The following is a 14,357-nucleotide window of genomic DNA, read 5'->3' on the forward strand; positions in this document are numbered from 1 at the left end:
AGAGGTGGATGTGGGTCCAGTCATGTTGGATGTAGAAGGGTTTGAGCTGGATGCGGAGGAGCGTGAAATTCTGGCGCATCCGCTGGTGGGGGGGCTTATCCTGTTTACCCGCAACTATCACGATCCGGCGCAGTTGCGTGAGCTGGTGCGTCAGATCCGCGCCGCGTCGCGCAACCATCTGGTGGTCGCCGTCGATCAGGAAGGCGGACGCGTGCAGCGTTTTCGCGAAGGGTTTACCCGCCTGCCGGCAGCCCAGTCTTTTGCCGCGCTGCTCGGCACGGAAGAGGGCGGGAAACTGGCGCAGGAGGCTGGCTGGCTGATGGCCAGTGAAATGATTGCCATGGATATCGACATCAGTTTTGCCCCGGTTCTGGACGTGGGGCATATCAGCGCCGCCATTGGCGAGCGCTCGTACCATGAAGATCCGCGCATTGCGCTGGCCATGGCGACCCGGTTCATCGACGGCATGCACGATGCCGGGATGAAAACCACCGGTAAACACTTCCCGGGCCACGGGGCGGTCACGGCGGACTCGCATAAAGAGACCCCTCGCGATCCGCGCCCGGAAGCGGAAATTCGCGCCAAAGATATGTCGGTGTTCAGGTCGCTTATCACCGACAACAAGCTTGATGCCATCATGCCTGCGCACGTGATTTATAGCGACGTTGACCCGCGCCCTGCCAGCGGCTCTCCGCACTGGCTGAAAACCGTTTTGCGTCAGGAGCTGGGCTTCAATGGCGTGATCTTCTCTGACGATTTATCGATGGAAGGGGCGGCGATTATGGGCAGCTACGCTGAGCGCGGCCAGGCGTCGCTGGATGCAGGTTGCGATATGATCCTGGTCTGCAATAATCGTAAAGGTGCCGTTAGCGTGCTGGATAACCTGTCGCCGATCAAAGCTGAGCGTGTTACACAATTGTATCATAAAGGTTCATTTAGCCGTCAGGAGCTGATGGATTCGGCGCGCTGGAAGACGGTCAACGCCCGGCTTGAAGACCTGAATGAGCGCTGGCAGGCACATAAAGCCAGCCTGTAAACCCTCCCGGAAGGCGTAGCGTGGTGAGAAGACGATGATCATCTATTTACACGGTTTTGACTCAAACAGCCCTGGTAATCATGAGAAGGTGCTGCAGCTGCAGTTTATCGATCCGGATGTACGGTTGATCAGCTACAGCACGCGCCATCCGAAGCACGATATGCAGCATCTGCTCAAAGAGGTAGACAAGATGTTGCAGCTCAACGTCGACGATCGCCCGTTGATCTGCGGCGTGGGGCTGGGCGGCTACTGGGCGGAGCGCATTGGCTTCCTGTGCGACATCCGTCAGGTAGTATTCAATCCTAACCTGTTCCCGAACGAGAACATGGAAGGCAAAATTGACCGCCCGGAAGAGTATGTCGATATTGCAACCAAGTGCGTGAGTAATTTTCGTGAGAAAAACCGTGACCGCTGTCTGGTGATCCTGTCGCGTAACGATGAGGCGCTCAACAGCCACCGGGCGGCAGAGCTGCTGCATCATTATTACGAAATTGTCTGGGACGAAGAACAGACCCACAAGTTCAAAAACATCTCCCCGCACCTGCAGCGTATCAAGGCATTTAAAACGCTGGGTTAATTTCTTACCTGCAGGCGTCGAAGCCCGGCCGTGAAAGCGTGCCGGGCTTTCTTTTTGACCAGAATTGTCTACTTTTAAGCCATCAAAACTTGATGCATATCAATTTTGGTATGACCAATGCGCCTGACGTGGTATTCTCAATGCACCTGAATGGTTTCAGTGCTGTAACCTGTTGTTAATTAAGGGTTATTTTTATAACTTTTAATTAACAATTGGTTAATAATTTGAGGGGGTCACGTTGACTACGCCATTGAAAAAGATAGTGATTGTAGGCGGTGGTGCTGGCGGGCTGGAGCTGGCGACACAGTTGGGCAAGAAGCTGGGTCGCGGTAAAAAAGCCAAAATCACGCTCGTGGATCGTAACCACAGCCACCTGTGGAAACCGCTGCTGCACGAAGTGGCGACCGGCTCTCTGGACGAGGGCGTGGACGCGCTCAGCTATCTGGCGCACGCGCGCAACCACCATTTCCAGTTCCAGCTGGGCTCGGTGGTGGACATCAACCGTGAAAGCAAAACCATCACCCTGGCAGAGCTGCGCGATGAAAAAGGGGAGCTGCTGGTTCCCGAGCGTAAACTGGCGTATGACACGCTGGTCATGGCGCTGGGCAGTACCTCCAACGACTTCAACACGCCGGGCGTGAAAGAGCACTGTATCTTCCTCGATAACCCGCACCAGGCGCGTCGTTTCCATCAGGAAATGCTGAACCTGTTCCTGAAGTACACCAGCAATATGGGTGCGAACGGTAAGGTAAATATCGCCATTGTCGGCGGCGGTGCGACGGGCGTTGAGCTGTCTGCGGAGCTGCACAATGCGGTGAAGCAGCTGCACAGCTACGGTTACAAAGGATTAACGAATGAAGCGCTGAACGTCACGCTGGTCGAAGCCGGTGAACGCATTCTGCCTGCGCTGCCTCCGCGTATTTCCGGTGCGGCGCACAATGAACTCACCAAGCTGGGCGTGCGGGTGCTGACGCAGACCATGGTGACCAGCGCCGACGAAGGCGGTCTGCACACCAAAGACGGCGAGTATATCAAAGCGGATCTGATGGTCTGGGCGGCCGGCATCAAAGCGCCTGACTTTATGAAAGATATCGGCGGCCTGGAAACCAACCGCATTAACCAGCTGGTAACCGAGCCGACGCTGCAAACCACGCGTGACCCTGAAATCTTTGCTATCGGTGACTGTGCCTCCTGCGCGCGTCCTGAAGGTGGATTTGTGCCGCCGCGCGCGCAGGCCGCTCACCAGATGGCAAGCCTGGTCCTGCACAACATTCTGGCGCAGTACAAAGGCAAGCCAATGAAGGCCTATGTCTACAAAGACCATGGTTCTCTGGTATCTCTGTCAAACTTCTCTACCGTCGGCAGCCTGATGGGTAACCTGATGCGCGGCTCGATGATGGTAGAAGGGCGCATTGCCCGCTTCGTGTATATCTCCCTGTATCGTATGCACCAGATTGCGCTGCACGGCTATTTCAAAACCGGGCTGATGATGCTGGTCGGCAGAATCAACCGCGTGATCCGTCCGCGTCTGAAGCTGCACTAATCTTTCACTCCCTCCGGGCTCTCCGGAGGGAGTTTTTAGCATTTCATGCTGTAGATCACAGATTGAGTGCTTAAGAGTTCTCCTAAATACAATATATCTCCTCTGAACGCCCCTTTTTTGATCCTTTATCTGATTGGCGAAGCCGTGCCTCCATTGCAAAATTGTTACCAATAGCAACAAAGGAGGAAGTCCCGTGAATAAATCAATGTTGGCGGGTATAGGGATTGGCGTCGCGGCTGCGTTAGGTGTGGCTGCCGTTGCCAGTCTCAACGTATTAGATCGCGGCCCGCAGTATGCGCAGGTGGTTTCTGCTACACCGATTAAAGAAACGGTAAAAACGCCTCGTCAGGAGTGCCGTAACGTCTCCGTGACGCATCGTCGTCCGGTGCAGGACGAAAACCGTATCGCCGGTTCTGTTCTGGGCGCGGTAGCGGGTGGCGTGATTGGTCACCAGTTCGGCGGCGGCCGGGGTAAAGATGTGGCGACCGTGGTCGGCGCGCTGGGTGGCGGCTATGCCGGTAACCAGGTGCAGGGCGCGATGCAGGATAACGATACCTACACCACGACTCAGCAGCGCTGCAAAACCGTCTATGACAAGTCGGAAAAAATGCTGGGCTATGACGTGACGTACAAAATTGGCGATCAGCAGGGCAAAATCCGCATGGATAAAGACCCGGGCACGCAAATTCCACTGGATGGAAATGGCCAGCTGGTTCTGAATAACAAAGTGTAAAAAAGATGTTCTCTGAATTTAGCTCCTCATGCGCTCAGGCTGAGGAGCTTTTTTTTGCTTCAGATTTTCAGTAGCTCAGGCCACAGCCGCAGCGTGGTTTCGCTTATATTCTGCAGTTTTTCCAGCGTAGCCCCTTCACGGGCGCTGATCGACATCCCCTGCAAAATACAGCTCAGGTATTGCGCCAGCAGCTGTGGGTTGCACTGGGCAGGGATTTCACCGCGCTGCTGGCGCTGAGCCAGAAATGCGCTAAGCGTCTCCTCCTGCATGGCATGCCGCGATTTCACCGTATTGGCAATCTCTTTAGAGGACGCCGCCAGGGTGGCAGAGGTATTAATCATAAAGCAGCCCGCAGGCGTCTCTTTACTGGTGAAGCAGGTCGCGACGGCGGTGAAATAATCCCGAAGCGCCTGTTCGACGCTTTTCTCTTCACAAAACAGCTGGGCTTCGTGTTTCGCCGCAAAGCGCGAAATGTATCTGTCCAGCACCGCCCTGAACAGCCCCTCTTTATTGGTAAATTCGGCATACAGCGTCGGCGCTTTTGCTCCGGTAGCTTCTACCAGATCGGAAAGCGAGGTTGCTTCATACCCATGTTGCCAGAAGAGAGTCATGGCCTTATCAAGCGCTGCATCCCTGTCAAACACTTTTGGTCGGCCACGGCTTTTCTTCGCACAACTCGTGACGTCGGTTGTCATTTGCCGTTGGTCCTCTGTTGGTTTGTTGAATGACCATTATAAAAATAAACGCAAGTCACCACCAGCGCTGAATGCTTAAAAATAAATTAATCATATGAGTATGAAAAATAACGACTTTAAAATTAAGTTAACGACCATTATAAAATTGTGTTGACGCGTGATGTGGATCACATTTATGATTTACCTATCGATCGTTAACTAAATGATTAACGACCTCCAAATTCATCTGCTAAAGGTAAACATCATGAAAAACGTAAAAACCCTCATCGCTGCCGCTGTTCTGAGTTCACTCTCTTTCGCAAGCTTTGCTGCTGTACAGGTGCAATCCACCCCTGCTGACCAGCATAAAGTCGGGACGATCTCTGCCTCTGCCGGGACTAACCTGGGTTCCCTGGAAGATCAGCTGGCGCAAAAAGCGCAAGAGATGGGCGCAAAATCTTACCGCATCACCTCTGTGACCGGTCCTAACACCCTGCACGGCACCGCCGTCATCTACAAATAAGCCGGGCATAAACCCTCATTTATGCCACTGCTAAAAAAACGCCCTGCTCAGCAGGGCGTTTTTTTATTTCTGATTTACATCGACTGCTGGGCAACATCGTGATGCCGGGTGACATCGGTCGGCATGCCTGAGCGGGCCTCCATTGCGCGCTCCATCACCTCGCTGTTGGTATTCGCATTCGTTTTGAAGCTTACCATCGCGGCATTCAGGTTAATGGGCAGCGTCTGCGGATCGTCGCCAATGTTTTTCGATAGCGGCTGGTGAATTTCGACCAGCCTCAACCCGCCCGGCTCCTCAGAAACCTTAATCGGCGTATTGATAATATTCACTTTGGTACCCGGCGTAACGACGTTAAACAGCGTTTTGATATCGTCATCGCGCAGACGAATGCAGCCGGAGCTGACGCGCATGCCGATGCCAAAGTCCGCGTTCGTTCCGTGCAGCAGGTAAACGCCACCGTAGGCCGCCAGGCGGATCGCGTGGTGACCCATCGGGTTATCCGGGCCTGCCGGCACCACGGCTGGAAGATCGATGCCCTGAGCTTTATAACGGGCACGAATATTGGCCGTCGGGGTCCAGGTTGGATTCGCGCGTTTATCCGAGACGGTTGTGACCATCGTCGGCGTCAGGGTGTCGCCGCCCAGCTGACCAATACCAATCGGGTAGACGGTCACCTCATTTTTACCCGGCGGATAATAGTACAGGCGTAGCTCCGCCAGGTTTATCACGATCCCCTCGCGCGGGGCGTCCGGAAGGATAGTCTGTAACGGGATTGTCAATACGCTGCCCGCGCGTGGGACGTACGGGTCGACGCCGGGGTTCGCCTGCAGCAGAGCCAGAAAACCGACATTATATTTTTTGGCAATGGCTTCCAGCGAACCGCCATTATTTTCAACCACATGAAAGCGGTTTTCCCCCACCACCTTGCTGCCGGGCGGAGGGAGGGGCCAGGTATTTGCGCGAGCGGGAAGCGCCACCGCGACGGTGGCTGCCAGCGCAATCAGGGTTAACCAGCGAGTAAAACGCGAAGAGGTCATCATCACCATAATCCATGTAAATGATAAGGTTATTGTTTTATAAGGCGTTAACGATAATTATGGCGAATGGGTGTGTCGGGAAGATCGGGTGAAGTGCAAAGAGTTTGTAAATTGTCCCCCGTTAGCGCTGGGCTAACGGGGGAAGGGAGGTCAGGCGATCGCGTTCTCTTCCAGCTGGCGCATAAAGTTACGCACCCAGTCCATGCGGGTTTTGCGCTCCGTCAGCTCCTGGGTAAATTTCAGACGCGTTGGGCCATCCAGACGGAAATGCTGCGGCTGTTTTTGCAGCAGGCCGATCAGCCACATCGGGTTGACGTGGTTCTTCTCCGCGAACTCAATCACGCCTCCTTTTTCGTTGCCTTCAAGCTTGCGAATGCCCAGCTTCTGCGCCTGCTGGCGCAGGCGAGCGATATCCAGCAGATTTCGCGCCGCATCCGGCAGTAGGCCAAAGCGGTCGATCAGCTCAACCTTAATCTCTTCCAGCTCGGTTTCCGTCTTCGCACTGGCGATGCGCTTGTAGAACGACAGTCGGGTATTCACGTCCGGAATGAAATCGTCCGGCAGCAGGGAAGGCATACGCAACTCGACCTCGGTCTGCTGGCTGGTGAGATCTTCCAACGACGGCTCGCGACCGGCCTTCAGGGCATCAACCGCGTTCTCAAGCAGCTCCATATAGAGCGAGAAGCCGATGGTCTCCATGGAGCCGCTCTGGTCCTCACCCAGCAGCTCGCCGGCGCCGCGGATCTCGAGATCGTGCGTGGCCAGCGCGAAGCCTGCGCCGAGGTCTTCCAGCGAGGCGATGGCTTCCAGACGCTTCTGCGCGTCGGTGGTCATCGCTTTTGGGTGCGGCGTCAGCAGCCAGGCGTAGGCCTGATGGTGCGAACGCCCGACGCGGCCGCGCAGCTGGTGAAGCTGCGCCAGGCCAAAGTGATCCGCACGTTCAATGATGATTGTGTTCGCCGTCGGAATGTCGATCCCCGTTTCGATGATGGTGGTGCACACGAGCACGTTAAAGCGCTGGTGGTGGAAGTCGTTCATCACCCGTTCCAGCTCGCGCTCGCGCATCTGCCCGTGACCGATAGCAATGCGCGCTTCCGGCACCAGCTCCGCCAGCCTGTCGGCCGCTTTCTGGATGTTTTCCACGTCGTTGTACAGGTAATAGACCTGACCCCCGCGCAGGACTTCACGCAGTATTGCCTCACGCACCACCAGATTATCGTACTCGCGGACGAAGGTTTTTACCGCCAGACGGCGCGCCGGCGGCGTGGCAATAATCGACAGATCGCGCATGCCGCTCATCGCCATGTTCAGGGTTCTCGGGATCGGCGTCGCGGTCAGGGTCAGGATATCGACGTCGGCGCGCATCGCTTTGATGCGTTCCTTATGGCGCACCCCGAAGCGATGCTCTTCGTCGACGATCAGCAGCCCCAGATCTTTCCACTTCACGTCGCTTTGCAGCAGCTTATGGGTGCCGATCAGAATATCGATTTTGCCTTCGCTGGCCTGCTCCAGGATCTGCGTCTGCTCTTTGGTGCTGCGAAAACGTGACAGCATCTCGATGCGTACCGGCCAGTTGGCAAAGCGGTCGCGGAAGTTGTCGAAGTGCTGCTGAGCGAGCAGGGTGGTCGGCACCAGCACTGCCACCTGCTTGTTGTTTTCCACCGCAAGGAAGGCGGCGCGCATCGCCACTTCGGTTTTACCGAAGCCGACGTCGCCGCACACTAAACGGTCCATTGCCAGCGGCTGGCACATGTCGCTCAGCACGGCATTGATCGCCTGGGCCTGATCCGGCGTGGTTTCAAACGGGAAGCTGTCGCAGAACAGCTGATACTGTTCCTTATCATGCTTAAAGGCGAATCCCTCTTTGGCCGCACGCTGGGCGTAGATATCCAGCAGCTCGGCGGCCACGTCGCGCACTTTTTCCGCGGCCTTCTGGCGCGCGCGCGCCCAGGCGTCGCCGCCCAGTTTGTGCAGCGGCGCATTCTCTTCGGCACCGCCCGCGTAGCGGCTGATCAGATGCAGGGACGACACCGGGACATACAGTTTTGCGTCGTTGGCGTAGGTCAGCATCAGGTATTCACCTTTAATGCCGCCCGCTTCCAGCGTGGTCATCCCCTGATAGCGCCCAACACCATGCTCCAGGTGCACAATCGGCTGGCCCGGATGCAGCTCGGCCAGGTTGCGGATCAGCGTGTCCGGGTTGATGGTGCGGCGGCTGTCCTGACGACGGCGCGCGACGCGCTCGCCCAGCAGGTCGCTTTCGCAAATCAGCGCCAGGTTGTTGAGCGTGTCGATAAAACCGTGCTCGGCGGCGCCAATCATCAGGTAACGGCCGTTTCCGGTCGCTTCGCTCAGGCGCAGGATGCGCTTCGGCGCCACCTTAATGCGTCCCAGCAGCTCACCTAACGCTTCGCGGCGGCCTTCACTCTCAACGGAGAACACCACCGGGCCGGTAAAGGACTCCAGGAACTTGCGCAGATTATCCAGCGGGGATTTCTGCTGCGCCTGGACGGCCAGGTCCGGCAGCGTCCGGAAGGCGAGGTTGGTGTTGGCGGCCTTGTCGGCAAGCGAATCGGTTTTCAGCTGCATGCGCGGCCAGCGCTTCAGCTCGGCGTTGAGCTCGTCGGTGCGCAGCCACAGCGCTTCCGGCGGCAGCAGCGGACGCATAGGGTCAACGCCCCGGTTTTCAAAGCGGGCGCGGGTTTCGCTTTCAAAGCGGCTGGCGCTGGCGTCAATATCACCGGTGTTAACAATCAGCGTATTTGCCGGGAAGTAGCTGAACAGGGCAGGCAGCGGCTCGTTAAAGAATAGCGGCTGCCAGTATTCGATCCCGGCAGGCAGCGTGCCTTTGCTGACCTGCTGATAAATATGTTCCGCGTCGCGCTTCACCTCGAACCTATCGCGCCACTGGCTGCGGAACAGTTCGATAGCGGTTTTGTCCGTGGGGAACTCATGCGCGGGCAGTAAATTGATGGACTCCACTTCCTCCAGCGTGCGCTGCGTATCGGCGTCGAAGACGCGCAGGCTGTCGATTTCATCATCAAAAAAGTCCAGACGATACGGCTGGTCGCTGCCCATCGGGTAAAGGTCGAGCAGCGCGCCGCGGGTCGCGTATTCCCCGTGCTCCATCACCTGATCGACGTGGCGATAGCCGGCCCCGTCAAGCTGCGCCCGCAGGGCATCACGGGACAGGCGCTGGCCCTTTTTCATCACCAGCGCGTGGCCGTGCAGGTAGCTGTGCGGACAGACGCGCTGCATCAGGGTGTTCACCGGTACAATCAGCACGCCGCGCTGCATGGTCGGAAGCTGGTAGAGCGTCGACAGGCGCGAGGAGATGATCTCCTGGTGCGGAGAGAAGCTGTCGTACGGCAGCGTTTCCCAGTCGGCCAGGCTGAACACCAGGTTTTCGGTGAACTGGCGAATTTCGTCGTGCAGGCGCAGGGCGTTTTGCATATCCGGGGCAACCAGGATCACCGGCCCTTGATGACGCTCGGCGATTTCCGCCACCAGCGTGGCGCACGCCGCGCCCGTGAGTTCACCCAGCTGGCGCTGGTCGCCCGCTTTGACAGGCAAGGAATAACGATAGTGTTCAGGCATGGCTATGTCAGAGTCTCTTATGGATATACCAACAGTATTGGGGCATATCACTGATACGCAATGTCTTTATTATCCTCGATCGTTTTGCATAAGCAAATCGCAACCGCACGGCAGGGCTAAACGCCCCCGAAACGGGGGCGGAGAGGGCATTAACGCGTTGAGGGGGACAGGGTCAGCGTAGACGGAGGAGAGAAGAAAACGTCGCCAAACAGCGCGGTGGAAATTTTACGCACCCCGAGCCCGGCCAGGGTACAGATCAGCAGGCTGGCAAACGGGTAGACCAGAATTAAGGTGAGTTCAGCCCAGACCGGCCAGTAAGCGGCATTCATCTCGCCAATCAGGAACAGGCTGAAGGCCTCAATTAAGATGCGGTGGGTGGTATAAATCGCAATGGTATTGGAGCCAATCACGTTCAACAGGTTGTCAGGGTGAACGGCATAGCGCTGCTCAAAGCTGTAGAATAGCTTCATGATCAGCACAATCGACAGCAATGAGAGCAGCAGCGGAACGTTAGCAAACCACAGCACCACGGAGACGGCGGCGAAAGCGCCGGTTGCCAGCCAGCTGCGGCGCAGGCTGAGGTTTTTCATCCACGCCATCAGCGCTGCGCCATACCACGCCCCGAGGCTGTAGTAGATCATGTTGCGTACCACGCTGTTCATTCCCCACCACGGCAGCGGCAGGAAGTTGATCGCGATGCTTGCCAGCGCCAGCAGTCCCAGCATCGGCAGCTTCCAGCGGCTCAGCAGTTTACACAGCGTGAAGTACACGACCAGGGCATACAGATACCACAGGCTGGTGCTGGCAGTGAGCATGCCTTGCACAAATCCCGAGAGCGAGTCGGCGTAGGCCGCGTTCGACGAGGTGGCAAGCTCGCGATCGGGCGCCAGCCAGGCATTCAGGTGGGTCAGCGCCTGCCATTGCAAAATCCCCCACAGCGCCAGCACCCAGACAATGCTCCAGATTCGCTTGTCGAGACTGGTTCGCCAGTCCACCTCGTCAATATAACGACGGATCAGATAGCCGGAGATAAAGAAAAAGACCGGCATACGGAAGGGGGCAAGATAGAGATTAAAATAGACCCAGCATTTGGCGAGAAGGCCGGAGAGCGGGTGTTGCAGCCCGATCAGATGCGGATAAAACGTGATAACCGAATGATAGATAACCACCAGGCAGATACACAGCCCTTTTATCTGGTTAATCCATAATGCTTTTTGCTTCATTGTTCGCAACTACCTTATTGCCATAGACGAACGAGCAATTGTTGTTAAACGAAACCGTGCTGTAATGGGTAACAGTCTGTATCAGGAGGTTTTTCGGAAAAGGTGGAGGTTGCGAGGAGCGGTTTCAGATATTAGTATCCTGATTTATCTGAGTTTTTTGGAAAAATGATTACCAAAGCTTACGGTTTCAGTCATTTACGCTTAACGGATTCGCTTATATACTCGTGGGTCTGCTATCAGCAAACAGACGGACTTCATGTATCAACCTGTCGCACTCTTCATAGGCTTACGCTACATGCGTGGGCGCGCCGCGGACCGCTTCGGTCGCTTTGTCTCCTGGCTATCGACTATTGGCATTACGCTTGGCGTGATGGCTCTGGTGACGGTGCTTTCCGTCATGAATGGCTTTGAGCGCGAGCTGCAAAACAACATCCTGGGGCTGATGCCGCAGGCCGTACTCTCATCCACTAACGGCTCGGTTAACCCGCAACAGCTGCCAGAAAGCGCGGCGAAGTTACAGGGCGTCACGCGCGTAGCGCCGTTGACCACCGGCGACGTGGTGCTGCAAAGCGCCCGCAGCGTGGCGGTCGGCGTGATGCTGGGTATCGACCCGACGCAAAACGATCCGCTGACGCCGTATCTCGTTAACGTGAAGCAGACCGACCTGGAAGCCGGGAAATATAACGTGATTCTGGGCGAGCAGCTTGCCGGACAGCTTGGCGTTAACCGTGGCGATCAGCTGCGCGTAATGGTCCCTTCTGCCAGCCAGTTTACGCCGATGGGGCGCCTGCCAAGCCAGCGCCTGTTCAACGTGATTGGTACCTTTGCCGCCAACAGCGAAGTCGATGGCTACCAGATGCTGGTTAACATTCAGGACGCGTCACGCCTGATGCGCTACCCGGCAGGAAATATCACCGGCTGGCGCCTGTGGCTCGACGCGCCGCTGAAGGTCGATACTCTCAGCCAGCAAAAACTGCCGGACGGCACCAAATGGCAGGACTGGCGCGAGCGTAAAGGCGAGCTGTTCCAGGCCGTGCGGATGGAGAAAAACATGATGGGGCTGCTGCTGAGCCTGATCGTCGCCGTGGCGGCATTTAACATCATCACCTCGCTGGGTCTGATGGTGATGGAGAAGCAGGGCGAAGTCGCCATTCTGCAAACCCAGGGGCTCACGCCGCGCCAGATCATGGCGGTGTTTATGGTGCAGGGCGCCAGCGCCGGTATCATCGGCGCGCTGCTCGGCGCCGTGCTGGGTGCGCTGCTTGCCAGTCAGCTTAATAACTTAATGCCGATCATCGGCGCCCTGCTCGACGGCGCGGCGCTGCCGGTGGCTATCGAGCCGCTGCAGGTGGTCGGTATTGCGCTGGCCGCGATGGCCATTGCGCTGCTTTCTACGCTTTATCCTTCCTGGCGCGCCGCCGCCACTCAACCCGCTGAGGCTTTACGTTATGAATAAGATCCTGTTGCAATGCGACAACCTGTCCAAACGCTATCAGGAAGGCACTGTGCAAACCGACGTGCTGCACAATGTGAGCTTCAGCGTGGGCGAAGGCGAGATGATGGCGATTGTCGGCAGCTCCGGCTCGGGCAAAAGTACGCTGCTGCATCTGCTGGGCGGGCTGGATACGCCAACCAACGGCGACGTGATTTTCTCCGGCCAGCCGATGAGCAAAATGTCCTCGGCGGCGAAGGCCGAGCTGCGCAACCGCGAGCTGGGCTTTATCTACCAGTTTCACCATCTGCTGCCGGACTTCACGGCGCTGGAAAACGTGGCGATGCCGCTGCTGATTGGCAAAAAGAAACCCGCAGAGATTAACGCTCGCGCCAGCGACATGCTGAAGGCGGTAGGGCTGGGTCATCGCGGTAACCACCGTCCGTCGGAGCTCTCCGGCGGCGAGCGCCAGCGCGTGGCGATTGCCCGTGCGCTGGTCAACAACCCGCGTCTGGTGCTGGCGGATGAGCCCACCGGGAACCTGGACGCGCGCAATGCGGACAGTATTTTCCAGCTTCTGGGCGAGCTGAACGCCTCGCAGGGCACCGCGTTTCTGGTCGTAACCCACGATCTGCAGCTGGCAAAACGCATGGGGCGTCAGCTTGAAATGCGCGACGGCCATCTGAACGCGGAACTGACCCTGATGGGAGCTGAGTAATGGCGTCACCGTTATCGTTACTCATCGGTTTACGTTTTAGCCGCGGCCGCCGTCGCGGCGGCATGGTGTCGCTGATCTCCGTTATCTCGACCATCGGTATTGCGCTGGGTGTGGCGGTGCTGATTGTGGGCTTAAGCGCCATGAACGGCTTCGAGCGTGAGCTGAATAACCGCATTCTGGCGGTGGTGCCGCACGGGGAGATCGAGCCGGTTAACCAGCCGTGGACGAACTGGAGCGATGCGCTCGCCAAAGTTGAAAAAGTGCCGGGCATCGCCGCGGCCGCGCCCTACATTAACTTTACCGGGCTGGTGGAAAGCGGGGTAAACCTGCGCGCCATTCAGGTGAAAGGGGTCAACCCGGCACAGGAAGCGCGTCTCAGCGCGCTGCCGAACTATGTGCAGAACGGCGCTTGGGCCAACTTTAAGGCTGGCGAGCAGCAGATCATCATGGGTAAAGGCGTTGCTGATGCTCTGAAGGTGAAGCAGGGCGACTGGGTGTCAATCATGATCCCGAACGCCAGCACCGACCACAAACTGCAGCAGCCAAAACGCGTGCGCCTGCACGTTACCGGTATTCTTCAGCTGAGCGGTCAGCTTGACCACAGCTTTGCGATGGTGCCGATGGAGGATGCGCGGCAGTATCTCGACATGGGCAACAGCGTGACGGGCATTGCCATTAAGGTGAACGACGTCTTTAACGCCAACAAACTAGTACGCGACGCGGGCAGCGTGACCAATAACTATGTCTACATCAAAAGCTGGATCGGTACTTACGGGTATATGTACCGTGATATCCAGATGATCCGCGCCATCATGTATCTGGCGATGGTGCTGGTGATTGGCGTGGCGTGCTTTAATATCGTTTCGACGCTGGTGATGGCGGTCAAGGACAAGAGCGGCGACATCGCCGTGCTGCGTACGCTGGGGGCGAAAGACGGTCTTATTCGCGCCATTTTCGTCTGGTACGGTTTGCTGGCAGGGCTGTTTGGCAGCCTGTGCGGCGTAGTGATTGGCGTGGTGGTTTCCCTGCAGCTGACGCCGATTATCAACGGGATTGAAAAGCTTATTGGCCACCAGTTCCTGTCGGGTGACATCTATTTTATTGACTTCCTGCCGTCTGAACTGCACTGGCTGGATGTTTTTTATGTGCTGCTTACAGCACTTTTACTGAGTCTGCTGGCAAGCTGGTATCCGGCGCGTCGCGCAAGCCGAATTGATCCGGCGAGGGTATTAAGTGGCCAGTAATTACGTCATGATCTAGCGGC

At 57.0% G+C, this 14,357-nt stretch carries 12 protein-coding genes; 8 read left to right on the plus strand and 4 right to left on the minus strand.

All coding sequences use genetic code 11. The annotated features are described in order from the left end of the window. Positions 1–10: 10 nt before the first annotated feature. From nagZ to ELK40_RS09025, 4 genes are all read left to right on the plus strand, one after another. Entirely contained in the window at positions 11–1,036 is a 1,026-nt protein-coding gene (gene nagZ, locus ELK40_RS09010; protein ID WP_127732759.1) for a beta-N-acetylhexosaminidase, read from the plus strand. A gap of 34 nt (positions 1,037–1,070) precedes the next feature. Further along, complete coding sequence (gene ycfP, locus ELK40_RS09015) at positions 1,071–1,613, plus strand: alpha/beta hydrolase YcfP (protein WP_008500781.1); 543 nt, start codon at positions 1,071–1,073, stop codon at positions 1,611–1,613. Between the two features lie 238 nt (positions 1,614–1,851). Next, the gene (locus tag ELK40_RS09020) at positions 1,852–3,156 is read left to right on the plus strand and encodes an NAD(P)/FAD-dependent oxidoreductase (protein ID WP_127730402.1); all 1,305 of its coding nucleotides are present in this window, start codon (positions 1,852–1,854) and stop codon (positions 3,154–3,156) included. Between the two features lie 193 nt (positions 3,157–3,349). Further along, complete coding sequence (locus tag ELK40_RS09025) at positions 3,350–3,889, plus strand: glycine zipper 2TM domain-containing protein (protein WP_008500779.1); 540 nt, start codon at positions 3,350–3,352, stop codon at positions 3,887–3,889. Between the two features lie 59 nt (positions 3,890–3,948). Here ELK40_RS09025 and ELK40_RS09030 read toward each other — a convergent pair whose 3' ends face one another. Beyond that, positions 3,949–4,584, minus strand: a complete 636-nt coding sequence (locus ELK40_RS09030; RefSeq protein ID WP_024909039.1) for a TetR/AcrR family transcriptional regulator — start codon at positions 4,582–4,584, stop codon at positions 3,949–3,951. A 244-nt stretch (positions 4,585–4,828) separates the two neighbouring features. Between ELK40_RS09030 and bhsA the strand changes: the two genes are divergently transcribed. Further along, positions 4,829–5,086, plus strand: coding sequence for a multiple stress resistance protein BhsA (bhsA, locus tag ELK40_RS09035; RefSeq protein ID WP_023616599.1), 258 nt, complete (start codon positions 4,829–4,831; stop codon positions 5,084–5,086). Between the two features lie 74 nt (positions 5,087–5,160). Here bhsA and ELK40_RS09040 read toward each other — a convergent pair whose 3' ends face one another. From ELK40_RS09040 to ELK40_RS09050, 3 genes are all read right to left on the minus strand, one after another. Next, entirely contained in the window at positions 5,161–6,126 is a 966-nt protein-coding gene (locus ELK40_RS09040) for a L,D-transpeptidase family protein (protein ID WP_127730404.1), read from the minus strand. A 147-nt stretch (positions 6,127–6,273) separates the two neighbouring features. Continuing rightward, positions 6,274–9,720 carry a transcription-repair coupling factor gene (gene mfd, locus ELK40_RS09045; protein WP_127730406.1) on the minus strand — a complete coding sequence of 1,149 codons (3,447 nt, stop codon included), beginning with the start codon at positions 9,718–9,720 and terminating at the stop codon, positions 6,274–6,276. Positions 9,721–9,869: 149 nt separating this feature from the next. Beyond that, the gene (locus ELK40_RS09050) at positions 9,870–10,943 is read right to left on the minus strand and encodes an acyltransferase family protein (protein ID WP_127730408.1); all 1,074 of its coding nucleotides are present in this window, start codon (positions 10,941–10,943) and stop codon (positions 9,870–9,872) included. Positions 10,944–11,199: 256 nt separating this feature from the next. On the opposite strand from ELK40_RS09050, the gene lolC reads away from it, so the two are divergent. Genes lolC through lolE form a run of 3 tightly spaced genes read left to right on the plus strand, consistent with a single transcriptional unit; the run spans position 11,200 to position 14,337 of the window. Beyond that, positions 11,200–12,399 carry a lipoprotein-releasing ABC transporter permease subunit LolC gene (lolC, locus tag ELK40_RS09055; protein WP_127730410.1) on the plus strand — a complete coding sequence of 400 codons (1,200 nt, stop codon included), beginning with the start codon at positions 11,200–11,202 and terminating at the stop codon, positions 12,397–12,399. Beyond that, positions 12,392–13,093, plus strand: a complete 702-nt coding sequence (gene lolD / locus ELK40_RS09060) for a lipoprotein-releasing ABC transporter ATP-binding protein LolD (RefSeq protein WP_008500772.1) — start codon at positions 12,392–12,394, stop codon at positions 13,091–13,093. The genes lolC and lolD overlap by 8 nt, the downstream gene beginning before the upstream one ends. Further along, entirely contained in the window at positions 13,093–14,337 is a 1,245-nt protein-coding gene (gene lolE / locus ELK40_RS09065) for a lipoprotein-releasing ABC transporter permease subunit LolE (protein ID WP_127730412.1), read from the plus strand. Before lolD ends, lolE begins: the two co-directional genes overlap by 1 nt. Positions 14,338–14,357 lie beyond the last annotated feature (20 nt).

This window comes from Enterobacter sp. N18-03635 (assembly GCF_004006055.1).
Lineage (GTDB): Bacteria > Pseudomonadota > Gammaproteobacteria > Enterobacterales > Enterobacteriaceae > Enterobacter > Enterobacter vonholyi.